We start from the raw sequence: 21,253 nt of genomic DNA on the forward strand, positions 1-21,253 counted from the left end.
CCGCGAACCGGACACGGGGAGCAGGCGCGAGCTGTGACGTTCCTCTCGCGGGGAGGGCGGGCCGTGCCCCCCGTCGCGGAGGGGGTGGGTTGCCATCAGCCGCTCGGCTGGGCAATGGTTGCCGAAGGGAAAGTAACTTTCGTCCAGTTGGAAGGTGGTGCGACTCGCTTCGGGCGGGTCCCCCCTCATGGCTCCTCCGAAGGAAGACATCGCCACGAAAACACGTCAACGGCCCACGCCCGGTCTGTGGGCGACAGCCCCCTCTCCCGCGATCGTCGTCGACAGGGCAGGGACGGTCGTCGACCTCAACCCTGCCGCCGACGCACTCCTGGGCGGAGTGAGACCGGGAACCACCCTGCCGGAGGCGGTGCCCGCCTGGCTGACACGTGCCCATGAGGAGACGGTGGTTCCTCCCGCCGGCCCGGACGGCGCGGCGGTCCTGCCTGCGTTCCGGGGGCGGATCGGCGCGCGGAGCTTCGAGGCGCACCCGGTCCCGCACCGGGGCGGCGACACGGTGTGGTGGCTGGTGGACGACACCGGCCGGCAGCGCGTGGAGGAGGAGCTGGCCACCGAGCGGGAGCGGACCGTCCTCCTGGCCGAGGCGTCGAACACCCTCCTGTCCTCGCTGAACACCGACCGCTGCATGCAGGTCACCGCCCAACTCGCCTCCCGCCACCTCGCCGAGGCGGCCGTCGTGGTCCTGCCCCCGTCGGGGCGGAAGCTGCCTCTGGCGTACGCCGTCGAGGGCGGGTCCGCGGTCCGCGCCACGGTGACGGCGGACCCGGCCCAGGTCCCCGGCCTGAGCGAGGCGCTGCAGGGTTTCCCGCCCGTCCCCTCCCGGTGGATCGACCCCGCCTCGCTGCCCGGCTGGCTCCTGCCGGAGGGCTTCGTCGGAACGGTCGGGTCGGCCGCCGTCACCCCCCTGCCCGGCCATGGCGTCCCGGCGGGCGTCCTGGTCCTGCTGCGCGGCACGGGCTCCACGGAGTTCAACGAGAACGAGGAGATGCTCGCCCGGCTGTTCGCCGCGCGTGCCGGTGCCGCGCTGTCCGCCGCACGGCTGTACGCCGAACAGAGCGACATCACCCGGACCCTGATGCGGGACCTGCTGCCGCCCCCGCTGAACCGGGTGAACGGGGTCGAGTTCGCCGGTGGTTACCAGCCCGCCGCCGCACGCGACCGGGTGGGCGGTGACTTCTACGACGTACACCCGGGCGGCACACCGGAGGACGCGTCCCTGGCGGTCCTCGGCGACGTCTGCGGGAAGGGCCTGGACGCGGCCGTGCTCACCGGCAAGATCCGCAACACGCTCCAGGCGCTGACGCCGATGGCGGGTGACCACGAACGGATGCTGCGGCTGCTCAACGGGGCGCTCCTCACCTCGCACCACACGCGCTTCGCGACCCTGGTGCTGGCCTCGGTCCGGCGCGAGGAGAGCCGGGTACGCCTGCGCCTCACGTCGGCCGGCCACCCCGCCCCGCTGGTGATCCGCAACGACGGCCGGGTCGAGGAGATCGACACCCAGGGGACCCTGGTCGGGGCGCTGCCCCACATCGAGACCCGCACCGTGGAGACCGATCTCCTCCCGGGGGAGACGTGCCTGCTCTACACCGACGGCGTCACCGAGGCCCGCGGAGGGCCCCTCGGCGACGAGATGTTCGGCGAGGAGCGGCTGATGCGGGCCGTGGCGGAGTGCGTGGGGATGCCGGGCGCGGCCGTGGTCGAGCGCGTCCAGATGCTCGCGTCCCAGTGGCTGCACGACGGCAGGCACGACGACATGGCGCTCGTCGCGATCACCGCGCCGCAGACCACACATCTGAGTGCGGTGGACGGCCATACTCGGGGCAGGTACACGGGATGAGCACACAGAGCCTTGCCGCGCCCCGGATACGCGGCCTGCAGGACCGGATGTGGGCCGCGGTGACCGAACGGGACGAACACGCTGCCGCCGCCGTGGTCTTCGGCGCCCTGGACGACGGCATCGACGCGGAGACGGCGCTGCTGGAGGTCATCGCCCCCGTGCAGGCGAGGGTCGGCACCGAATGGGCGGCCAACCGCCTCGGTGTGGCGCAGGAGCACGCGGCCAGCGCCATCGCCGAGCGGGTCATCGCCGCGCTCGCCCACCACCCGGCCGTGCGTGTCACGCCGCGGCTCGGCAGGGTCACCGTGGCCTGTGTGGACCAGGAGTGGCACGTCCTGCCCGCCCGTCTCCTGGCCGAGGTCCTCACGCTGCGCGGGTGGCGGGTCGACTTCCTCGGGGCCCAGGTGCCCACGCCGCACCTCATCGGCCACCTGCACAGCAACGGTGCCGACGTGGTCGCGCTGTCCTCCTCGATCCCCACCCGGCTGCCCACCGCGCACGCGGCGATCACCGCCTGCCAGGCCGCGGGGGTACCGGTCCTGGCCGGCGGGGCGGCCTTCGGCCCCGACGGCCGGTACGCGCGCCTGCTGGGTGCCGACGCCTGGGCCCCCGACGCGCGTTCCGCGGCGAGCCGCATCGCGGACGGCATCCCCGATCCGGCGCCGGCCGCCGGAGGGCGGCGCCCGGACGGCCTGCCGCACCTCGCCGACCAGGAGTACACCCTCGTCGTCCGCAGCAGGCCGCATCTCGTGCGGGAGGTGCTGGCACAGCTGGAGGGCCGCTTCCCCCAGGCGGCGGGCTACACCGAGCAGCAGCGCGAGCACACGGCGCAGGACATCGCCCACATCGTCGAATACCTGGGTGTGGCCCTCTACACGGACGACGACGACCTGTTCACGGGCTTCCTGTCCTGGACCGCCGGCATCCTCGAGGCCCGACGGGTCCCGGCCGTGTCCTTGCGGCCGGTCCTCGACGTCCTGGGGACGGAACTCAAGGACTTCCCCCGGTCCACCCGGCTGCTCGGCCGGGCGCGCACCGTCCTGGACGCCTCCCTCGCCGCCGCAGGCCATGACCACGGAGACCTGGGATGACCGAACTTCCCTGCCCGCCCCTCGCCCTGGCGGTCGAAGCCGCTCCTGGCGCCGCCCGACTGCGTCTCGTCGGCGACCTGGACTACGACACCGGCGAGCAGCTCGTGGAACGGGCCCAGGAGTGCCTCGCCGACGACCCCGGCCTGCGCGACCTCTACCTGGACTGCGCGGGGCTGCGGGTGTGCGACTCGACGGGCCTCTCCTGCCTGCTGCTGATCCACCGCGGCACGACGTCCCGGGGAGTGGTGCTGCACCTGGAGAACCCGCCCGGTTTCCTCCGCAAGGTCCTGGACGTCACCGGGACCGGGCAGCTCTTCGCCCTCGGCGGGGAGGACCGGCAGGCCGAGCAGTCGGACGACGGGCAGCCGCCCGGCGGAGGCCGGCACCAGGCCGTGCCCCCGCCGGCGCCTTCCGGCTGACGCGGCGGCGCTGACACGACAGGGCTGACGCGGCGGCGCTGACACGACAGAGCTGACACGACAGGGCTCACGCGCGGGCAGGCCGGGGCCGGGCGGTCAGGAAGCGGTCGGGGGCGCGCCGAGGGCGGCGTCGAGCGACGGATAGCTCCGGAGCACCGGGTCGAGACCCGCGGTCCGCAGGAGCCTGGTCAGGGCCGCGCCCGGTGCGGCGATGCGCAGATCCGTTCGCTGGTGCAGCTCGATGAGGAGACTGAGGACGGACGAGTCCGCGAAGGTCACCGCCGACGCCTCCAGCACGACGACCTCGTGTCCGGCCGAGGCCTGCCACAGGGCGATGAAGAGCGGATCGACGCTGTCCGAGTCGATGTCGCCCCGGGCGTGGACGATCCAGCAGCCGTCGTTCCCGCCCTCGGACGCCACCACGGACAGGTCGGCCGGTGCGGAGTTGTCGAGGGGCTCGCGGACCATGCGGGAAATTATGCCAACGGGCCGCCGTCCGCGCGTACACCCCTGCCGGGGAGAACGGCGGGGGCGGCCCGGGCGGAGCGCCGCTCAGGCGAGGGCGACCAGCGCGACGATGTGCTTGCCGCCGGGCAGATACGTGACGGACACCCGCTTCGCCAGCCTGCGCACCAGCAGCCAGCCGTAGCCGCCGACGGAGACGACGCCCGGGGAGCGTTCCTCGGTGACCGGTGCCCGCGTGCTGGCATCGGCGACGGTGAGGAGGAGGCCGTCGTCGGTGACCTCCGCCGTGAACCCGGTGAGGCCACCGCCGTGCCGGACGGCGTTGGTCACCAGCTCCGAGGTCACCAGCAGGGCGTCGGCGACCACGACGTCGGCCGGACCTTCGCCGGCCAGCCCGCAGAACTGCGCTTCCAGGAGTCGGGTGACGACATCCCGCGCGGCGGCCGCGTTCCTCGGCACACCGGGCGGAGGCCGTCGGCCCGGCCGTCCCGGCGCGGCCGGGCCGACGGCCTCCGCCGGCCCATCGGCCGGACGCACACCGTCCCACAGCACTTCTCGTTCCCCGTCCATTACCTTCTGCGCTTGCCCGACCGGGACCGGATCACACGCACCGCCGGGGTACCGGCTGCCGGGCGGCGCGGTCCGCGGCCGGTCAGCATGTCAGCGCCGCGTCCACCGTGTCGGCGAACGTGAAGGCACCGAGCGTGCCCGAGACCTCGAAGAGCCGGCGCACGCCCGTCCCCAGCGGCCCGGCCAGAACCAGCCGCACCCCGGCCTCGTCGTGGCGGCGCTGGGCGTTCAGCAAGGCGTGCAGTCCGGTCGAGTCGGCGAACTCCAGCAGGGACAGATCGGCCACGGTCAGCCGTCCGCCGCGCCCGGCAGCCTCCTCCAGCGCCCCGATCAGTCCGGAAGGGCCCGACCATCCGTCAAGGCAGCCCCGGACACGGACCAGCACGACACCGTCGTCCGTGGTCTGCACGACCACACGCAGTTCATCCGCCGTCATGCGCCATATGGTGCTACACCGGCGCGGAGCTGTGGAGCCCGCCTGCCCTTTCGCCTCCCCCGCGGCCGGGTCAGGGCCACACCAGGCAGTACGCCTGGTGCCCGGCGTCGTGCAGCCGGTGGGAGAAGTCCTGCCACTCGTGGAGCAGTTGGTAGACGTTGAAGGCGTCGCGCGGGCCGCCACGGTCGGGGACCGTGGACCAGATGAACGCCGCCGCGCCGACCGATTCCTCGCCGACGTCCCGCAGGGGGTCGACCACGGTCATCGGCAGCTTGACCACCGCGTAGTCGGGATGGAGCACGACCAGCTCCAGCGGGGGGACCTTGTTCAGGGGTATGCCCTGTATGCCGGTGAGGACCATGGCGGCCACCGTCTCGGGCTTGATCTTGCTGAACATGCCGCCCATGCCCAGCTCGTCGCCGCCCAGCTCCTCGGGACGCATGGAGATGGGCACGCGTGCGGCGGTGGCCCCGTCAGGGGCACCGAAGTACTTGTAGGTCACCCCCACCCGTCCACTGCTCCTGCTCCCGGACCCATCGGCCCCGCCCGCCCGGCCGTCCTGTCCCCGCTCGGCCCGGTCGTCCCGTACCCGCTCGGCCTCGCGCCGGTGCCGCCCTCGCCGGGCAGGCTCGGGCCCCAGGTCGTCGGTCCCTTCGCCCACTCCGCCACCGCGATGCATATCTCATCCACCCGACTACTTCTTAGGAGACACAGCCCCGCCGCGCAACCCGATCATCGTCAGTGACCTCCCCCACGGGCGTGCGGTGAAACACCTGTCCGCAAGACCGTCGACGCCTCTGACACCATGGCATGTGTGAGCTTTCCCTATGACGCCCCAGTTTCGCAGACGCGAGGAGACTGACGCCCTTTCGTTGTACGAGCCTCATACGGGGAGAGCGCGCTCCCTGCTCACCGGCGGCCGGGAATTCCGGCCGGTCCCCCCGAACCTCGAATCGCAGATCAGGACCAAAGTGGCGTATTCATACGAAGCCCCAGTTTCGCAGACGCTTTTCGACCGTGCGTCCCTCGTGACGCCCGGCGGCGTGAACTCCCCCGTGCGTGCCTTCCGGGCCGTGGGCGGTACGCCCCGGTTCATGGTGTCCGGTACGGGTCCGTACCTCACCGACGCCGACGGCCGTGAGTACGTCGACCTCGTGTGTTCGTGGGGGCCGATGATCCTCGGTCACGCGCACCCCCAGGTCATCGCGGCCGTCCAGGAGGCGGTGGCCCGGGGTACCTCGTTCGGTACGCCGGGCGAGGGCGAGGTCGCGCTCGCCGAGGAGATCGTCGCCCGGATCGAGCCGGTGGAGCAGGTGCGGCTGGTGTCGTCCGGCACCGAGGCCACCATGTCCGCGATCCGGCTCGCCCGCGGATTCACCGGGCGCGCCAAGGTCGTGAAGTTCGCCGGCTGCTACCACGGGCACGTCGACGCGCTGCTGGCCGCGGCGGGTTCCGGGGTCGCCACGTTCGGGCTGCCCGACACGCCCGGGGTGACCGGCGCCCAGGCCGGCGACACGATCGTGCTGCCGTACAACGACCTGGAGGCCGTGCGCGCCGTGTTCGCCGCGCAGCCGGGTGAGATCGCGTGCGTGATCACCGAGGCGTCGCCGGGCAACATGGGTGTCGTGCCGCCGCTGGACGGCTTCAACGCCGGTCTGAAGGAGATCTGCGAGGCCGACGGCGCGCTGTACATCTCCGACGAGGTGATGACCGGCTTCCGTACGTCGAAGGCCGGCTGGTACGGCATCGACGGGGTGCGGCCCGACCTGATGACCTTCGGCAAGGTCATGGGTGGCGGCTTCCCGGCCGCGGCGTTCGGCGGCCGTGCCGACGTGATGGCCCACCTGGCCCCCGTCGGTCCCGTCTACCAGGCGGGCACCCTCTCGGGGAACCCGGTCGCCACCGCCGCGGGCCTCGCGCAGCTGCGGCTGCTCGACGACGCGGCGTACACGAAGGTCGACGCGGTCTCCGCGCAGCTGCGCGCGCTGGTCGGCGAGGCGTTCACCAAGGAGGGCGTCGCCCACACGGTGTCGGCGGCGAGCAACATGTTCTCCGTCTTCTTCACCGAGGAGCCCGTCCGCGACTACGAGGACGCGAAGAAGCAGGAAGCTTTCCGCTTCACCGCGTTCTTCCACTCGATGCTGGAGCAGGGTGTGTACCTGCCGCCGTCCGCCTTCGAGTCCTGGTTCGTCTCGACCGCCCACGACGCGCGGGCCGTCGAACGGATCGCCGCGGCGCTGCCCGCCGCCGCCCGCGCCGCATCGGAGGCCACCGCATGAGTGGGTCCAGCGAGAAGGACATCACCGTCGTCCACCTGATGCGCCACGGTGAGGTGCACAACCCCGACGGCGTGCTCTACGGACGCCGCGCCGGCTACAGCCTCTCCGACCTCGGCCGCCGGATGGCCGACCGGGTGGCCGAGCACCTGGAGAAGCGCGACATCACCCATGTCGTCGCCTCCCCGCTGGAGCGCGCCCAGGAGACGGCCACGCCGATCGCCGCCTCCCACAGCGTGGAGCTGGCCACGGACGAGCGCCTCATCGAGGCCGCCAACGTCTTCGAGGGCAAGACCTTCGGGGTCGGCGACGGCGCGCTGCGCAAGCCCGAGAACTGGAAGCACCTCACCAACCCCTTCAAGCCGTCCTGGGGCGAGCCGTACGTGGAGCAGGTCGTACGGATGATGGGTGCCCTGGACGCGGCGCGCGACGCGGCGCGTGGCCACGAGGCGGTCTGCGTCAGCCACCAGCTGCCGATCTGGATCGTGCGGAGCTTCGTCGAGCGGCGCAGGCTGTGGCACGACCCGCGCAAGCGGGAGTGCACCCTCGCCTCGCTGACGAGCTTCACGTACCAGGGGGACAAGATCGTCTCCGTCGGGTACACGGAGCCTGCCCGTGACCTGGTGCCGGCGCACCTGCTCGCGGGTGCGAAGCCGGTCAAGGGGAAGTCCAAGGCGTTCGGGGCGTAGCCGCCCGTACGCCGCGCGTGGCGCTCCGTCCGTACCGCCGTTCTGTATGTCATGTGCAGCACCTGTAAGGGTCTGTTCACGTGACAACTTTTGTGATTATCGGCGGAACCGTCGTGTTGCTTTCCTCATCTAAGCCATCGCCAGTTTGTATGGTCTTGAGGTAATACGACCGCAGATGGGGACGCCATGCGTGAAATCAACCGAAGGGGCCTGCTCGGGGCCGGACTCGGAGCCGCAGCCGCACTGTCGATGACGGGCTGCGGCTCCCTCGGTTCTTCCGGCAGCGGCCGCCAGGATCCCGAGAAGGGCTCCCACGGCGGCGAAGAGGCGCACGGGAATGAGGGAGGGCCTCCCGGAAAACAGGTCAGGCTGATCGGTGACGGCTCCACGGCCGACACCGGAAAGCAGCCGAAGCAACCGGCCGCTCCCGTACCGCTCGAAGCCGGACAGACGCCGCCGCAGTTCGTGATCTTTTCCTGGGACGGGGCGGGCGAGGTCGGCAACGGTCTCTTCCCGCGCTTTCTCGAACTCGCCGAGGAACACGACGCGGCGATGACCTTCTTCCTCTCCGGGCTCTATGTGCTGCCCGAGGCGAAGAAGTCGCTCTACCGGCCGCCCAACAACCCCCGGGGCGCCTCGGACATCGGATATCTCAGCGACGACCACGTCAAGCAGACGCTGAAGTACGTCCGCCAGGCGTGGCTCGACGGCCACGAGATCGGAACCCACTTCAACGGGCATTTCTGCGGTGGTTCGGGATCGGTGGGCAACTGGTCGCCCGCGCAATGGCGGAGCGAGATCGATCAGGCGGTCTCCTTCGTCACCGAATGGCGGACGAACGGCGGCTGGCAGGATCTCGACCCGCTGCCGTTCGACTACCGGAAGGAACTGGTCGGGGGCCGCACGCCCTGCCTGCTCGGCCAGGACAATCTCCTGCCCACCGCGAAGCAGCTGGGCTGGCGCTACGACGCGAGCTCACCCGGCGGCGTCCAGATGTGGCCCGAGAAGCGGCAGGGAGTCTGGGATCTTCCGCTCCAGGGCATTCCGTTCCCCGGCCACACCTTCGAAGTCCTCTCCATGGACTACAACATCCTCGCCAACCAGTCGAAGAATTCGACCAACGGCATGCCCTCGCGCTATCCGGGGTGGCGCACCCAGGCCACCGAGGCGTACATCGCGGGATTCGACCGCGCCTACGAGACGAATCGCGCGCCCTTCTACATCGGTAACCACTTCGAGGAGTGGAACGGCGGTATCTATATGGACGCCGTGGAGGACACGCTCACACACATCGCGGGCAAGCCGGATGTGCGCCTCGTCTCCTTCCGGCAGTTCGTCGACTGGCTCGACGCACAGGACCCGGCCGTGCTTGCGAAGCTCCGCACGCTCCAGGTCGGACAAGCGCCCGAGGGCGGCTGGAACACCTTCTTTAAACAGGCTTGACAAGGGGCTTTACGGGCACCGAGGGGGGTGCGCAAGATCTCCGGAACTGCCATGCGAAACTTTTCACATGAGCTCTGGCCGCGCACCCCGACGCCGCTTCACCCTGCTCGCCGCCACGGCAGTGGCCGGTGCCCTGACCCTGTCCGCCTGCAGCGGTGACGGCACGAAGGCCGGCGGCGGCGGCAACACCAACTTCGTCACCGGCAGCGGAGGGATCTCCACCGTCGCCCGGGGCGAACGCGCCGAGGCGCCGAAGCTCGACGGCGCCACCCTGGACGGCCGGAACCTCGACGTCGCCGACTACAAGGGCAAGATCGTCGTCCTGAACTTCTGGGGATCGTGGTGCGGCCCCTGCCGCGCCGAGGCCAAGCACTTCGAGAAGGTGGCGCAGGAGACGAAGGGCGAAGGCGTCCAGTTCGTCGGGGTGAACACCCGGGACAGCCAGAAGAGCCTCGCCGTCAGCTTCGAGAAGGACTTCGGGATCACCTACCCGAGCCTCTACGACCCGACCGGAAAGCTGCTTCTGCGCTTCCCGAAGGGCACGCTGAACCCGCAGGCCATCCCGTCGACCGTGGTGATAGACCGCGACGGGAAGCTCGCCGCGCGTTCGCTCGCGGCCCTCGACGCGGACAAGCTGCGCGAGATGATCGACCCGCTGGTCGCCGAGAAGTGACCGCGGTGCCTGAGCTCGCCGCGAGCAACGAGACGGTCCTCGGCGGGGCCCTCATAGTGGCCTTGCCCATCGCCCTGCTCGGCGGCCTCGTCTCCTTCTTCTCCCCGTGCGTGCTGCCGCTGGTCCCCGGCTACCTCAGCTACGTCACCGGGGTCAGCGGCACCGACCTGGCCGAGGCCCGGCGGGGAAGGACCGTCGCGGGCGCCTCCCTCTTCGTCCTCGGCTTCACGGTCGTGTTCGTGTCCGGCGGCGCGCTCTTCGGCTTCTTCGGACAGACGCTCCAGGAGTACGGCGGGACGCTCTCCAAGGTCCTCGGCGTCCTCATGATCCTCATGGGGATCTTCTTCATGGGGCTCATGCCCTGGATGACGCAGCGCGAGTTCCGCATCCACAAGCGGCCGGTGACGGGGCTGGCGGGAGCGCCTCTGCTCGGCGCCCTCTTCGGTGTCGGCTGGACGCCCTGCCTCGGCCCCACGCTCGCCTCCGTCAACACGCTCGCCTTCGACCAGGCGACGGCGGGTCGCGGGGCGATCCTGTCCGTGGCGTACTGCCTCGGCCTCGGCGTCCCCTTCGTCCTGACGGCGATCGCCTTCCGCCGGGCGCTCGGCGCCTTCGGCTGGGTCAAGCGGCACTACGCGTGGGTCATGCGCATCGGCGGCGGCATGATGATCGTGACCGGACTGCTCCTGCTGACGGGTGCCTGGGACGCGCTCATCCAGCAGACGCAGAGCTGGTCCAACGGCTTCACTGTAGGGATCTGAGTCCATGAGCAACACGAACACCACGGACGAGCGCGACCTCGGCGAGGCCGGGGAGCAGCTCTCCACCGCCCCGCGCGAGGAGTCCGCGTCCTCCGTGCCCGCGATGGGCGTCATCGGCTGGGCCCGGTGGTTCTGGCGGCAGCTCACCTCGATGCGCGTCGCGCTGATCCTGCTCTTCCTGCTGTCGCTCGGCGCGATCCCCGGCTCGCTGATCCCGCAGAACAGCGTGGACGAGCTGAAGGTGCAGACCTTCAAGGAAGCCCACACCGTGGTCTCCCCGGTCTACGAGAAGCTGCAGTTCTTCGACGTCTACAGCTCCGTGTGGTTCTCCGCGATCTACATCCTGCTGTTCGTCTCGCTGATCGGCTGCATCGTCCCGCGCACCGGCCAGTTCGTCGGCCAGCTGCGGAGCCGCCCGCCGGGCGCCCCGAAGACGCTGACCCGGCTGCCCGCCTACACGACCTGGCGCACCGACGCCGAACCCGAGCAGGTCCGTGAGGCCGCCCTGCGCATCCTGCGCAAGCGGCGCTTCCGCTCGCAGGCGTCCGGGGACGCGGTGGCCGCCGAGAAGGGCTATCTGCGCGAGACCGGGAACCTGCTCTTCCACATCGCGCTGATCGTCATGCTCGTCGCCTTCGCCGGCGGGCAGCTCTTCAAGTCCGAGGGCGGCAAGCTGATCGTCGAGGGCGACGGCTTCGCCAACACGATCACCCAGTACGACGACTTCAAGTCCGGCTCGCTCTTCCACAACGACGACCTCGAGCCCTTCAGCTTCGACCTGGAGGACTTCGTCGGCACGTACGAGCGCAGTGGGCCGCAGCGCGGTACCCCCCGGACCTACGAGGCCCGGGTGACGTACTCCGAGGGCGCGGACGGTGCGCCGAAGAAGAAGGTCATCGAGGTCAACAAGCCGCTCGTCGTCGACGGGACGAAGGTCTACCTCAACGCGCACGGCTACGCGCCGGTCATCTCCGTCAAGGACGGCAAGGGCAAGGAGGTCTACCGGAGCGCCGTGCCCCTGCTGCCCATCGACAACAACGTCACCTCGACCGGCGCGATCAAGGTGATGGACGGCTACAAGGGCGCCGACGGCACGAAGGAACAGCTCGGCTTCCAGGCCTTCTTCGTGCCGACGTTCGCCGGTGACGGCAAGGGCACGATGTTCTCCCAGTACCCCGGCCTCGACTACCCGGTCCTCGCCCTCAACGGCTACTACGGCAGCCTCGGCGTCGACTCCGGGCTGCCGCAGAACGTCTACCAGCTCGACACGTCCAAGATGAAGGAATTCAAGGACAGCAACGGGGACAAGCTCAAGAAGCGGCTGCGCCCCGGCGAGACCATGAAGCTCCCGGACGGGGCAGGCTCGGTCACCTTCGAGAGCGTCGAGGAGTGGGCCAGCTTCCAGATCTCGCGCCAGCCGGCCGCCGGCTGGGCCCTGGGCGGCGCCGTCGCCGCCATCTTCGGACTCGCCGGTTCGCTCTTCATCCAGCGCCGCCGGGTGTGGGTCCGGGCCGTGCGGGGGGCGGACGGCGTCACCGTCGTCGAGATGGCGGGCCTCGGCCGCAGCGAGTCCGCGAAGCTCCCCGAGGAGCTGGGCGACCTCGCGGTCGCCCTCCACACCGAGGCGCCGACCGCGCCCGGCCCCACACCCGATCCCGGCACCGAGCCCGGACCATCTGCCGAAGCACCTGCCGAAGGGGCTGAGAAGTGAATCTCGCCGCCGCAACCAACGAGAACCTGGCGCACATCAGCAACACGCTGATCTATTCCTCGATGGCCGTCTACACCCTGGCCTTCTTCGCGCACATCGCGGAGTGGGTGTTCGGCAGCCGCAGCAAGGTCGGCCGCACGGCCGCCGCGCTGAACGGGCAGTCCGCAGGCGCCGCGGTGAAGGTGCGGGTCGCGCAGAAGGCCGGCAACACCGCCATGCTGGAGCGCCCCACGGTCGTCACGCGCTCGGCGGCGGGGACCCGGGACGTCCCCGACGGCCCCGGCGCCGCGGGCGGCACCTTCAAGGGCGATCTGTGGGGGCGGATCGCGGTCTCCCTGACCGTCGTCGCCTTCGCGGTCGAGGCGGGCGGAGTCGTCGCGCGCGCCCTGTCGGTGCAGCGGGCCCCCTGGGGCAACATGTACGAGTTCTCGATCACCTTCTCCACCGTGGCGGTCGGGGCCTACCTGATCCTCCTGGCGCTGCGGAAGAACGTCCGCTGGATCGGCCTGCTGCTGGTCACCACGGTCCTGCTGGACCTCGGCATCGCGACCACCACGCTCTACACCGACAGCGACCAGCTGGTCCCCGCACTGCACTCCTACTGGCTGTGGATCCACGTCTCCACCGCCATCATCTGCGGCGCAGTCTTCTACCTCGGTGCCGTCGGCACGCTCCTCTACCTGTTCCGCGACAGCTACGAGAACAAGCTGGCGGGCGGCGGCACGCCCGGGAAGTTCGCGACCTCGGTCCTGGAGCGGCTGCCCGCCGCGAAGACCCTGGACACCTTCGCGTACCGCATCAACGCCGCCGTCTTCCCGCTGTGGACGTTCACGATCATCGCGGGCGCGATCTGGGCGGGCGACGCCTGGGGCCGCTACTGGGGCTGGGACCCCAAGGAGGTCTGGTCCTTCATCACCTGGGTCGCCTACGCCTGCTACCTGCACGCCCGCGCGACGGCCGGCTGGAAGGGACGCAAGGCGGCCTACCTGGCGCTGATCGCCTTCGGCTGCTGGCTCTTCAACTACTACGGCGTCAACATCTTCGTCACCGGCAAGCACTCCTACGCCGGGGTCTGACGGGTACACCCGCGTACGACGGGAGGGCGCGACCCTCTGTGGTCGCGCCCTCCCGTCGTCGTGTGCGTGGTCAGCCGAGCGGGGTGTCCAGCACCGCCTTGCGGTGGCTGAACGTCTCCAGGGAGTACCGGCCGTGGTAGTTGCCCATGCCGCTCTCGCCGACCCCGCCGAACGGCAGGTCCGACACGGTCAGATGGGCCAGCGGCAGGCCGAGGCCGACGCCTCCGGACGAGGTCTCGGCCAGCAGCCGCTCCCGTACGGCGGGGGAGGTGGTGAACGCGTACAGCGCCAGCGGCTTGTCCCGGTCGTTGATGAAGGCGATGGCCTCGTCGAGGCCGTCCACCGTCACGATCGGCAGCACGGGGCCGAAGATCTCCTCGCCCATCACGGGGGAGCCGGGCTCCACGTCGGCCAGCACCGTCGGCGCGATGTACTTCGTGGAGCGGTCGTGGTCTCCGCCCGTCACCGTGCGGCCGGATCCGAGGAGCCCCACGAGCCGGTCGAAGTGACGCTCGTTCACGATCCGGCCGTACTCCGGGTGGGCCGACGCGTCCGGCCCGAAGAGGGACTCGACCGCCGCGGCGAGCGCGTCGGCCAGGGCCGGCGCCGTCTCCGGGTCGGTCAGGACGTAGTCGGGAGCGACGCACGTCTGGCCGGCGTTGAGGAACTTCCCTGCGGCCAGCCGGGCGGCCACCGTCCTCAGGTCGGTGTCACGGTCGACGAACACCGGTGACTTCCCGCCCAGTTCCAGGGTGACCGGGGTGAGGTGCCGGGCCGCTGCCGTCATCACGATGCGGCCGACGGTGCCGTTGCCGGTGTAGAAGATGTGGTCGAAACGCTCGGCCAGCAGCGCGGTGGTCTCCGGGACGCCGCCCTCCACCACGGTGACCGTGTCGCCGTCCAGGTACTCGGGCAGCAGGCGGGCCAGGGCGGCGGAGGTGGCGGGCGCCAGCTCGCTCGGCTTCGCCACCACGGTGTTCCCGGCGGCGAGTGCTCCCGCGACCGGCGCGAGCAGCAGCTGCACCGGATAGTTCCAGGGCGCGATGACGAGGACGACACCGAGCGGGTCCTGCACGGTGCTTGCGGTGGCCTGCGCGAGGGCCGCCGGCACCGGGGCCGGTTCGGGGCGCAGCCAGTCCGCCAGGTGCTCCAGGGTGTGGTCGATCTCGCGGACCGTGAAGTCGATCTCGGTCCGGTAGGCCTCCTTGCGGCTCTTGCCGAGGTCGGCGGTGAGCGCTTCGGCCAGCTCGTCACCGCGCTCGGTGAGCAGCGCGCGCAGCCGGGTCAGCCGGTCCGTGCGCCACGCGAGGTCGCGGGTGCGTCCGGTGCGGAAGGCCGCGCGGAGGCGCGCGACGATGTCGGCGGGGGACTCGCGCACGGTTTCGGCGGTGCTCACAGGGCCTCCAGGATCTCGCGGGCCAGCTGCTCGGAGGAGGCGGGGTTCTGGCCGGTGTGCAGATTGCGGTCGTGCACGGTGTGCACCGCCCACGGCTCGGCGGCGGCGTAGTCGGCGCCGAGCTCGGTGAGGCGGCTCTCCAGCAGCCAGGGCGCCTTGGCGGCGAAGCCGGCCTGGGTCTCCTCGGCGTTGCTGAAGCCCGTCATGCGGTAGCCGGCGAACGGCCAGCTGCCGTCCTCGCGGCGGGCGGGCAGCAGGGCGGCCGGCGCGTGGCACAGGACGGCGACCTGGGTGCCGGAGTCCAGGGCGGAGGTGAGGAGCCGTCCGGACACCTCGCTGACGGCCAGGTCCTCCATGGGGCCGTGGCCGCCGGGGTAGAAGACGATGTCGTACGAGGTGGGGACCACGTCCTCCAGCCGGGCGGGGATGCGGAGCGTCTCGTCGATCGAGGCGAGGTAGGAGGCGACGGCGTCGGCCTGCTCCTGTCCCCCGTTGGCCTCGGCGGCGAGGCTGGCGGCGTCCACGGTGGGGGCGACGCCGCCCGGGGTGGCGATGGTGATGTCGAAACCGGCCTGGGAGAAGACGCGGTGCGGGGCCGCGAGCTCCTCCGCCCAGAAGCCCGTGGGATGGGTGGTGCCGTCGTTGAGGGTCCAGCGGTCGGCACCGGTGAGGACGAAGAGTACGGAAGTCATGGGGGGTGCTCCCTACGAGACGCGGACGTACGACGCGTGAAACATGAAGCTTGATATGCTCAAGCAATACCCTTCATGTAACGGGTCAAAGTTGAGCATGTCAAATGAATGCGGGTGCGTGGCGGACGTGGTCCGGACCTCCGGACCACGCGTACCGATCGAAGGATGACCGACCATGACGAAGGAACCGGCGCCCCGCGCCGTCCCTACGCCGGACGAACTCCTGGAACCCCTCGCCGTCGTCGTCCGCGGCCACCACGACGACCTCACCGCTGTCGCGGGGCGCCACGGCCTCAGCACCTCGCAGGCCCGGGCGCTGATCGCCCTCACCGAGCCCATGCCCATGAGCGCGCTCGCCAGTCATCTGGTGTGCGACGCGTCCAACGCCACCGGCCTCATCGGCCGCATGGAGGCCCGAGGCCTGGTGACGCGCACACCCGCGCCCGGCGACCGCCGCTCCAAGGTGGCCTCCCGCACGGAGGAGGGCACGGAGCTGGCCCGGCGCATCCGCGCCGAGATGAGGGTGGTGCACGGCGCCCTGGAAGCCCTCACCCCCGGGGAGCGCACCGTGCTGCTGCCCCTGCTGGAGCGGCTGGGACGACTGCTGTCCTCATGACCCGGGGGTCTCCCGGGCGGCCCGGGCGCTGCGGGCTCCCCGGCTGACGGACAGGGCTCCCCGGCTGACGGACGGGGTCAGGAGGACGTCGGCGGGGCCGGGTCCTCGGGTCCGGCGCCGGACTCCCGTCGCTTGATCTCCTCCTCGCGGCGGCGCAGGTCGGCCTCCCAGTCCTCGAGGCGCGACTCGTCCGTCCGGCTCCGGTCCTTGCCGGTCTCGTCCCTGCCGGTCTCGTCCTTCAGCGACTTGAGGAATTCCGGGTTGTCGTCGGGCGCCACCCAGGTGGTGCGGCGCCCGCGGTGCCACTCCGAGGGTGCCCGGCCGTCGGCCGGGGCGGTGCGCTTCTTGCCGGCGACGAGCCAGACGACCGGGCCGACGATCCAGAACAGCAGGATGATGAAGACCCAGGCCACCTTCGGCAGGTGCTTCGCCTCGTCCTCAGGGGTGTTCAGGCAGTCGATGAACGCGAAGATCGTCAGCGCCAGCGGCAGGAGAAAGATCAGGGCCCTGAGCATTGTGCAAGATCCCCCGAGGTGAGGTGAGGGGCGCACGGACCGCCCCCGCTGTCGGGCCCAGGGTAGCGGGTGTCCGATACTTGACCGTATGGCTTACGACGATCTTCGTTCCCTGCTCCGGGCTCTGGAGCGCGAGGGCGATCTCAAGCGCATCAAGGCCGAGGTCGACCCGTATCTGGAGGTCGGCGAGATCGTCGACCGGGTGAACAAGGCGGGCGGGCCCGCTCTGCTCTTCGAGAACGTCAAGGGGGCGTCCATGCCCCTGGCCATGAACGTCTTCGGGACGGACCGCCGACTGCTCAAGGCGCTCGGGCTGAAGTCCTACGCCGAGATCAGCGACAAGATCGGCGGCCTCCTCAAGCCGGAGCTGCCGCAGGGCTTCGTCGGGATCCGCGAGGCGTTCGGGAAGCTCGGCGCGGTGACCCACCTCCCGCCGAAGAAGGTGAAGGGCGACAGCGCCCCGGTCCAGGAAACCGTCCTGACCGGCGACGACGTGGATCTCGACCAGCTGCCCGCGCTCTTCACGTGGCCGGAGGACGGCGGTTCCTTCTTCAACCTGGGCCTCACGCACACCAAGGACCCCGAGACGGGGATCCGCAACCTCGGGCTCTACCGGCTGCAGCGCCACGACAGGCGCACCATCGGCATGCACTGGCAGATCCACAAGGACAGCCGCAACCACTACCAGGTCGCCGCCAGGCGCGGTGAGAAGCTCCCCGTCGCCATCGCGTTCGGCGCGCCGCCCGCGGTCACCTACGCCTCCACCGCACCCCTGCCCGGGGACATCGACGAGTACCTCTTCGCCGGCTTCGTCCAGGGCAAGCGGATCGAGATGGTCGACTGCAAGACCGTCCCGCTCCAGGTCCCGGCCCAGGCCGAGGTCGTCATCGAGGGCTGGCTGGAGCCGGGCGAGATGCTGCCCGAGGGGCCCTTCGGCGACCACACGGGCTTCTACACCCCGCAGGAGCCGTTCCCCGCGCTGAAGATCGACTGCGTGACGATGCGGAAGCGTCCGCTCCTCCAGTCGATCGTCGTGGGCCGGCCGCCCACCGAGGACGGTCCGCTGGGGCGGGCCACCGAGCGGTTCTTCCTGCCCCTGCTCAAGATCATCGTGCCGGACATCGTGGACTACCACCTTCCCGAGGCGGGCGGCTTCCACAACTGCGCGATCGTCTCGATCGACAAGAAGTACCCGAAGCACGCACAGAAGGTCATGAGCGCCATCTGGGGCGCGCACATGATGTCGCTGACCAAGCTGATCGTGGTCGTGGACTCCGACTGCGACGTCCACGACCTGCACGAGGTCGCCTGGCGGGCGCTCGGGAACACCGACTACGCCCGGGACCTGATGATCACCGAGGGACCGGTCGACCATCTCGACCACGCCTCCTACCAGCAGTTCTGGGGTGGCAAGGCGGGCATCGACGCGACGCGCAAGCTGCCCGAGGAGGGGTACACGCGGGACGGGGGCTGGCCGGAGATGGTCGAGTCCGACCCGGAGACGGCGGCGAAGGTCGACCGCCGGTGGAAGGAGTACGGCCTGTGAGCGCATCGGCCTCGGCCGCGGCTGTCCCGCAGCCCCGCAGCAAGTCCCGCGCGTTCCTGCGGCTGGTGATGATCGAGCACTCGGTCTTCGCGCTGCCCTTCGCGTACATCGCCGCGCTGACCGCGATGTTCCGGCTGGACGAGAACATCCACTGGGGCACGCTGCTGCTCGTGACCGTCGCGATGGTCGGGCTGCGGACGTTCGCGATGGCCGCCAACCGGATCATCGACCGCGAGATCGACGCCCGCAATCCGCGTACGGAGGGCAGGGAGCTGGTGACCGGCGCGGTCACGGTGAAGTCGGCGTGGACGGGCGCGATCGTGGCCCTCGCCTTCTTCCTCGGCGCCGCCGCCCTGTTGAACCCCCTCTGTCTGGTGCTGGCGCCGGTGGCCGTCGTGCCGATGGTCGTCTACCCGTACGGCAAGCGGTTCACGAACTTCCCGCACGCGATCCTGGGTCTCGCCCAGGCCATCGGCCCGATCGGCGCCTGGCTGGCGGTGACCGGGAGCTGGTCGTGGGACGCGGTGATCCTGGGGCTGGCCGTCGGTATCTGGATCGGCGGCTTCGACCTGATCTTCGCCTGCCAGGACGTCCGGGCCGACCGGGCCCACGGAGTGCTCTCCTTCCCCGCCCGGTTCGGGATTCCGGCCGCCCTGTGGGGCGCGCGGGTCTGCCACGTCGTGACGACCGGACTCCTGGTGTGGTTCGGGCTGGCGACGGACGCCGAGATCTTCTACTGGATCGGCATGGTGATCGTCGCCGTGGCCTTCGTGTACGAGCACCGGGTCGTGCGGCCGCACGACCTGTCCCGGCTGAACCGGGCCTTCTTCTCGGTCAACGGCTTCATCGGGATCGCGCTCTTCGCCTGTGCGCTGCTCGACCTGCTGGTGCGGGGCCTCACACCGTGACGTAGCCCTTCGGGCCCTCCGGGCGGCGGGGGCGGCGGAAGGCGAACGCAGCCACCACCCCGCCCAGGAGGCCGAAGAGGTGGCCCTGCCAGCTGATGCCCGAGTCGGTCGGCAGGACGCCCCAGAGCAGGGAGCCGTAGACCGCGGCGATGATCACGCCGACGACGATGTCCAGAGGGCGCCGGTCCACGAAGCCGCGGACCAGCAGATAGCCGAAGAGCCCGAAGACCACGCCCGACGCGCCGAGCGTCACCGTGTTCGGCGGTGCGGTGAGCCAGACTCCGAGGCCGGCCGTGACGATCACCACGAGGACCACGGCGGCGAACCTGCGTATCCCGCCGAGGGCGGCGATGAAGCCGAGCACCAGCAACGGGAGGCTGTTGGAGGCCACGTGCTCCCAGCCGCTGTGCAGGAACGCGGACGGGACGACGTCCGCCAGCTCGGCCGGCTCGCGCGGGCTGACCCCGTAGGCGTCGAGGGAGTTGCCCGTCGCCATGTCGATGCCCTCCAGCAGCCACAGCAGGGCGACCCAGGCGATCATGACGCCGCCGGCCGTGACGGCCCGCGCGGTGGCGCTCGTGCGTGTGACCGTCATGGTCACCCCCTGTCCATGGCTGTTCCCTCACCGGTGGGAACGTGCGGAGCCCCTGCCTCGGTTCCTGGAGCCGGGTGCCGGATAGGCTCGCAGGCGTGAGAACCGGGACTTCGATGAGTCAGCAGCAGCGCAGGCCTTGGATTGTCGGGGTGTCGGGCGCATCGGGCACGCCCTTCGCGGCCTCGGTGCTGCGGGGGCTGCTGGCCGCCGGGGAGCAGGTCGATCTGGTCGTCAGCCGCGCCTCGCGGCTGACGCTCCTGGACGAGACGGGGATCGCCTTCCGTGACGCCCACTGGCAGGAGGATCTCCTGAGCTGGCTGGCGCGGGGCGCGGACGGCAGGCCGGACACCTTCCGGCCGGACATCGACGGCGTACGCCACTGGGCGGCCGGCGATCTCGCGGCGGGTCCGTCCTCGGGGTCCTACCCGGCGAAGGGGATGCTGATCGTACCGGCGTCGACGGCGTGCGTGGCCGGGGTGGCGCTGGGCCTTTCGAAGGACCTGCTGCAGCGGGCCGCGAGCGTGACGCTCAAGGAGCGGCGGAAGCTGGTCGTGGCCGTGCGTGAGACACCGCTCAGCGGCCAGACCCTGAAGCAGATGGTGGCGCTGGACGAGGCGGGCGCCGTGGTGCTGCCCGCCTCTCCGGCGTTCTACGCGGGGGCGACGCACATCCAGGATCTGGTGGACTTCGTCGCCGGGCGGGTGCTGGACGCGGCGGGAGTGCCGCACCGGCTGTACCGCCGATGGGAAGGGGAGCTCGGTGGCGCCTCCCGGGACTGACCCCCGGGGTCAGCGCTTCTTCCGGCCCGTGCGCATGGCGCGGGCGCGGTCGACACGGAGGGCGGCGGCGGGCTGGTGGGCACGCGAGCGGTTGGCCAGGTCCTGCAGCTCGCGCATCCGGGCGTAGGCCATCTCGATCGAGTACACGGTGTGGTTCACTCCTGAAGATTCGAAAGCGTTTCATGGGTCATGAGGAAGATTCGCAGGGCGTAAACCCTGTTGTGCCTTAAATTCTACACGTAAACTCGCGGTACTGCTGAACAATGGAAGGTTTCAGTCATATGGACGCGGTGGACAGGCAGCTCATCCAGGCCCTCAGAGAGAACGGCAGGGCCTCGTACGCCGAGCTGGGACGGCTCGTGGGGCTCTCCGGGCCCAGCGTCACCGACCGCATCAACCGGCTGGAAACCGCCGGTGTCATCACCGGTTACCGCGCGACCGTCGACGCCGCGTCGCTGGGGCTCGGCGTCACCGCGCTGATCGGCATCTCGCTCTCCGACGCCGCCGACCACGAGGACGTCGCGCACCGGCTGAAGGACCTGGCCGAGATCGAGGACTGCTGGTTCATCGCGGGCGACGACTCCTTCATGCTCAAGGTCCGCGTCGGTGACGTGGACGGCCTGGAGAAGACGATCCGCAGGCTCAGCGGCACCAGGGGCGTCTCCCGGACCCGTACGACGGTCGTGCTCTCCACCAAGTGGGAGAACCGGGTCGGGGAACTCCCCGACGAGGAGTAGC

General features: G+C 70.7%; 24 protein-coding genes. 15 read left to right on the plus strand and 9 right to left on the minus strand.

The genetic code is table 11. The features are described from left to right. Positions 1–187 precede the first annotated feature (187 nt). From B9S57_RS28970 to B9S57_RS28980, 3 genes are read left to right on the plus strand one after another with little or no spacing between them, the layout of a single operon-like run. Entirely contained in the window at positions 188–1,858 is a 1,671-nt protein-coding gene (locus tag B9S57_RS28970; protein ID WP_103760139.1) for a PP2C family protein-serine/threonine phosphatase, read from the plus strand. Then, positions 1,855–2,949, plus strand: a complete 1,095-nt coding sequence (locus B9S57_RS28975) for a B12-binding domain-containing protein (protein WP_103760140.1) — start codon at positions 1,855–1,857, stop codon at positions 2,947–2,949. Before B9S57_RS28970 ends, B9S57_RS28975 begins: the two co-directional genes overlap by 4 nt. Next, a complete protein-coding gene (locus tag B9S57_RS28980) occupies positions 2,946–3,368 on the plus strand; it encodes an STAS domain-containing protein (protein WP_103760141.1) in 423 nt (140 codons plus the stop codon). The genes B9S57_RS28975 and B9S57_RS28980 overlap by 4 nt, the downstream gene beginning before the upstream one ends. A gap of 96 nt (positions 3,369–3,464) precedes the next feature. Here B9S57_RS28980 and B9S57_RS28985 read toward each other — a convergent pair whose 3' ends face one another. The 4 genes from B9S57_RS28985 to B9S57_RS29000 all read right to left on the minus strand — a co-directional run bounded on the left by B9S57_RS28985 (position 3,465) and on the right by B9S57_RS29000 (position 5,518). Next, on the minus strand, positions 3,465–3,836 hold the full coding sequence (locus tag B9S57_RS28985; protein WP_103760142.1) for an STAS domain-containing protein: 372 nt from the start codon (positions 3,834–3,836) through the stop codon (positions 3,465–3,467). Between the two features lie 84 nt (positions 3,837–3,920). Then, positions 3,921–4,403, minus strand: a complete 483-nt coding sequence (locus tag B9S57_RS28990) for an ATP-binding protein (RefSeq protein WP_107499032.1) — start codon at positions 4,401–4,403, stop codon at positions 3,921–3,923. Positions 4,404–4,485: 82 nt separating this feature from the next. Further along, positions 4,486–4,839, minus strand: coding sequence for an STAS domain-containing protein (locus B9S57_RS28995; protein ID WP_103760143.1), 354 nt, complete (start codon positions 4,837–4,839; stop codon positions 4,486–4,488). A 70-nt stretch (positions 4,840–4,909) separates the two neighbouring features. Then, positions 4,910–5,518 carry a hypothetical protein gene (locus tag B9S57_RS29000; protein WP_103760144.1) on the minus strand — a complete coding sequence of 203 codons (609 nt, stop codon included), beginning with the start codon at positions 5,516–5,518 and terminating at the stop codon, positions 4,910–4,912. A 292-nt stretch (positions 5,519–5,810) separates the two neighbouring features. Between B9S57_RS29000 and hemL the strand changes: the two genes are divergently transcribed. The 7 genes from hemL to ccsB all read left to right on the plus strand — a co-directional run bounded on the left by hemL (position 5,811) and on the right by ccsB (position 13,468). Next, a complete protein-coding gene (gene hemL / locus B9S57_RS29005; RefSeq protein WP_103760145.1) occupies positions 5,811–7,118 on the plus strand; it encodes a glutamate-1-semialdehyde 2,1-aminomutase in 1,308 nt (435 codons plus the stop codon). Next, the gene (locus tag B9S57_RS29010) at positions 7,115–7,804 is read left to right on the plus strand and encodes a histidine phosphatase family protein (RefSeq protein ID WP_103760146.1); all 690 of its coding nucleotides are present in this window, start codon (positions 7,115–7,117) and stop codon (positions 7,802–7,804) included. The genes hemL and B9S57_RS29010 overlap by 4 nt, the downstream gene beginning before the upstream one ends. 186 nt (positions 7,805–7,990) lie before the next feature. Next, positions 7,991–9,247 (plus strand): hypothetical protein, encoded by a 1,257-nt coding sequence (locus tag B9S57_RS29015; protein WP_103760147.1) that lies wholly within the window; start codon positions 7,991–7,993, stop codon positions 9,245–9,247. A gap of 67 nt (positions 9,248–9,314) precedes the next feature. After that, positions 9,315–9,920, plus strand: a complete 606-nt coding sequence (locus tag B9S57_RS29020; protein ID WP_103760148.1) for a redoxin domain-containing protein — start codon at positions 9,315–9,317, stop codon at positions 9,918–9,920. After that, positions 9,917–10,681 (plus strand): cytochrome c biogenesis CcdA family protein, encoded by a 765-nt coding sequence (locus B9S57_RS29025; protein ID WP_103760149.1) that lies wholly within the window; start codon positions 9,917–9,919, stop codon positions 10,679–10,681. Before B9S57_RS29020 ends, B9S57_RS29025 begins: the two co-directional genes overlap by 4 nt. Before the next feature lie 4 nt (positions 10,682–10,685). Then, positions 10,686–12,392 (plus strand): cytochrome c biogenesis protein ResB, encoded by a 1,707-nt coding sequence (locus B9S57_RS29030; protein ID WP_103760150.1) that lies wholly within the window; start codon positions 10,686–10,688, stop codon positions 12,390–12,392. Then, a complete protein-coding gene (ccsB, locus tag B9S57_RS29035) occupies positions 12,389–13,468 on the plus strand; it encodes a c-type cytochrome biogenesis protein CcsB (protein ID WP_103760151.1) in 1,080 nt (359 codons plus the stop codon). The genes B9S57_RS29030 and ccsB overlap by 4 nt, the downstream gene beginning before the upstream one ends. 70 nt (positions 13,469–13,538) lie before the next feature. Here the strand turns inward: ccsB and B9S57_RS29040 are convergent, their stop codons facing one another. Further along, entirely contained in the window at positions 13,539–14,864 is a 1,326-nt protein-coding gene (locus tag B9S57_RS29040) for an aldehyde dehydrogenase family protein (RefSeq protein ID WP_258036688.1), read from the minus strand. Continuing rightward, positions 14,861–15,556, minus strand: a complete 696-nt coding sequence (locus B9S57_RS29045) for a type 1 glutamine amidotransferase domain-containing protein (protein ID WP_103760152.1) — start codon at positions 15,554–15,556, stop codon at positions 14,861–14,863. The genes B9S57_RS29040 and B9S57_RS29045 overlap by 4 nt, the downstream gene beginning before the upstream one ends. A gap of 175 nt (positions 15,557–15,731) precedes the next feature. On the opposite strand from B9S57_RS29045, the gene B9S57_RS29050 reads away from it, so the two are divergent. Further along, positions 15,732–16,172, plus strand: a complete 441-nt coding sequence (locus B9S57_RS29050) for a MarR family winged helix-turn-helix transcriptional regulator (RefSeq protein WP_103760153.1) — start codon at positions 15,732–15,734, stop codon at positions 16,170–16,172. A 77-nt stretch (positions 16,173–16,249) separates the two neighbouring features. Here the strand turns inward: B9S57_RS29050 and B9S57_RS29055 are convergent, their stop codons facing one another. Next, positions 16,250–16,687 carry a PLD nuclease N-terminal domain-containing protein gene (locus B9S57_RS29055; RefSeq protein ID WP_103760154.1) on the minus strand — a complete coding sequence of 146 codons (438 nt, stop codon included), beginning with the start codon at positions 16,685–16,687 and terminating at the stop codon, positions 16,250–16,252. An 88-nt stretch (positions 16,688–16,775) separates the two neighbouring features. Here B9S57_RS29055 and B9S57_RS29060 point away from each other — a divergent pair, with 88 nt between their 5' ends. Next, entirely contained in the window at positions 16,776–18,233 is a 1,458-nt protein-coding gene (locus tag B9S57_RS29060; RefSeq protein WP_103760155.1) for a menaquinone biosynthesis decarboxylase, read from the plus strand. Further along, positions 18,230–19,141, plus strand: coding sequence for a menaquinone biosynthesis prenyltransferase MqnP (gene mqnP / locus B9S57_RS29065; protein ID WP_103760156.1), 912 nt, complete (start codon positions 18,230–18,232; stop codon positions 19,139–19,141). The genes B9S57_RS29060 and mqnP overlap by 4 nt, the downstream gene beginning before the upstream one ends. Here mqnP and B9S57_RS29070 read toward each other — a convergent pair. Next, the gene (locus B9S57_RS29070; RefSeq protein WP_103760157.1) at positions 19,131–19,736 is read right to left on the minus strand and encodes a rhomboid family intramembrane serine protease; all 606 of its coding nucleotides are present in this window, start codon (positions 19,734–19,736) and stop codon (positions 19,131–19,133) included. The two genes, mqnP and B9S57_RS29070, sit on opposite strands and share 11 nt — an antisense overlap. 113 nt (positions 19,737–19,849) lie before the next feature. Here B9S57_RS29070 and B9S57_RS29075 point away from each other — a divergent pair, with 113 nt between their 5' ends. Beyond that, positions 19,850–20,515, plus strand: a complete 666-nt coding sequence (locus B9S57_RS29075) for a UbiX family flavin prenyltransferase (RefSeq protein WP_103760158.1) — start codon at positions 19,850–19,852, stop codon at positions 20,513–20,515. Positions 20,516–20,524: 9 nt separating this feature from the next. Here the strand turns inward: B9S57_RS29075 and B9S57_RS34750 are convergent, their stop codons facing one another. Continuing rightward, on the minus strand, positions 20,525–20,674 hold the full coding sequence (locus tag B9S57_RS34750) for a hypothetical protein (protein WP_181011522.1): 150 nt from the start codon (positions 20,672–20,674) through the stop codon (positions 20,525–20,527). A gap of 122 nt (positions 20,675–20,796) precedes the next feature. On the opposite strand from B9S57_RS34750, the gene B9S57_RS29080 reads away from it, so the two are divergent. Beyond that, complete coding sequence (locus B9S57_RS29080) at positions 20,797–21,252, plus strand: Lrp/AsnC family transcriptional regulator (protein WP_103760159.1); 456 nt, start codon at positions 20,797–20,799, stop codon at positions 21,250–21,252. Position 21,253 lies beyond the last annotated feature (1 nt).

Source organism: Streptomyces sp. SM10 (assembly GCF_002910915.1).
In the GTDB taxonomy this organism is placed as follows: domain Bacteria; phylum Actinomycetota; class Actinomycetes; order Streptomycetales; family Streptomycetaceae; genus Streptomyces.

Bases quoted from the DNA above. Each gene is read 5' to 3' on its own strand.
- B9S57_RS29055 (WP_103760154.1), bottom strand. From the start codon at position 16,687: ATGCTCAGGGCCCTGATCTTTCTCCTGCCGCTGGCGCTGACGATCTTC.
- B9S57_RS29050 (WP_103760153.1), top strand. From the start codon at position 15,732: ATGACGAAGGAACCGGCGCCCCGCGCCGTCCCTACGCCGGACGAACTC.
- B9S57_RS29030 (WP_103760150.1), top strand. From the start codon at position 10,686: ATGAGCAACACGAACACCACGGACGAGCGCGACCTCGGCGAGGCCGGG.
- B9S57_RS29060 (WP_103760155.1), top strand. From the start codon at position 16,776: ATGGCTTACGACGATCTTCGTTCCCTGCTCCGGGCTCTGGAGCGCGAG.
- B9S57_RS29080 (WP_103760159.1), top strand. From the start codon at position 20,797: ATGGACGCGGTGGACAGGCAGCTCATCCAGGCCCTCAGAGAGAACGGC.
- B9S57_RS28970 (WP_103760139.1), top strand. From the start codon at position 188: ATGGCTCCTCCGAAGGAAGACATCGCCACGAAAACACGTCAACGGCCC.
- B9S57_RS28995 (WP_103760143.1), bottom strand. From the start codon at position 4,839: ATGACGGCGGATGAACTGCGTGTGGTCGTGCAGACCACGGACGACGGT.
- B9S57_RS29000 (WP_103760144.1), bottom strand. From the start codon at position 5,518: ATGCATCGCGGTGGCGGAGTGGGCGAAGGGACCGACGACCTGGGGCCC.
- B9S57_RS28975 (WP_103760140.1), top strand. From the start codon at position 1,855: ATGAGCACACAGAGCCTTGCCGCGCCCCGGATACGCGGCCTGCAGGAC.
- B9S57_RS28990 (WP_107499032.1), bottom strand. From the start codon at position 4,403: ATGGACGGGGAACGAGAAGTGCTGTGGGACGGTGTGCGTCCGGCCGAT.
- B9S57_RS29020 (WP_103760148.1), top strand. From the start codon at position 9,315: ATGAGCTCTGGCCGCGCACCCCGACGCCGCTTCACCCTGCTCGCCGCC.
- B9S57_RS29015 (WP_103760147.1), top strand. From the start codon at position 7,991: ATGCGTGAAATCAACCGAAGGGGCCTGCTCGGGGCCGGACTCGGAGCC.
- B9S57_RS29070 (WP_103760157.1), bottom strand. From the start codon at position 19,736: ATGACGGTCACACGCACGAGCGCCACCGCGCGGGCCGTCACGGCCGGC.
- B9S57_RS29010 (WP_103760146.1), top strand. From the start codon at position 7,115: ATGAGTGGGTCCAGCGAGAAGGACATCACCGTCGTCCACCTGATGCGC.
- B9S57_RS28980 (WP_103760141.1), top strand. From the start codon at position 2,946: ATGACCGAACTTCCCTGCCCGCCCCTCGCCCTGGCGGTCGAAGCCGCT.
- B9S57_RS28985 (WP_103760142.1), bottom strand. From the start codon at position 3,836: ATGGTCCGCGAGCCCCTCGACAACTCCGCACCGGCCGACCTGTCCGTG.
- B9S57_RS29075 (WP_103760158.1), top strand. From the start codon at position 19,850: ATGAGTCAGCAGCAGCGCAGGCCTTGGATTGTCGGGGTGTCGGGCGCA.
- B9S57_RS29045 (WP_103760152.1), bottom strand. From the start codon at position 15,556: ATGACTTCCGTACTCTTCGTCCTCACCGGTGCCGACCGCTGGACCCTC.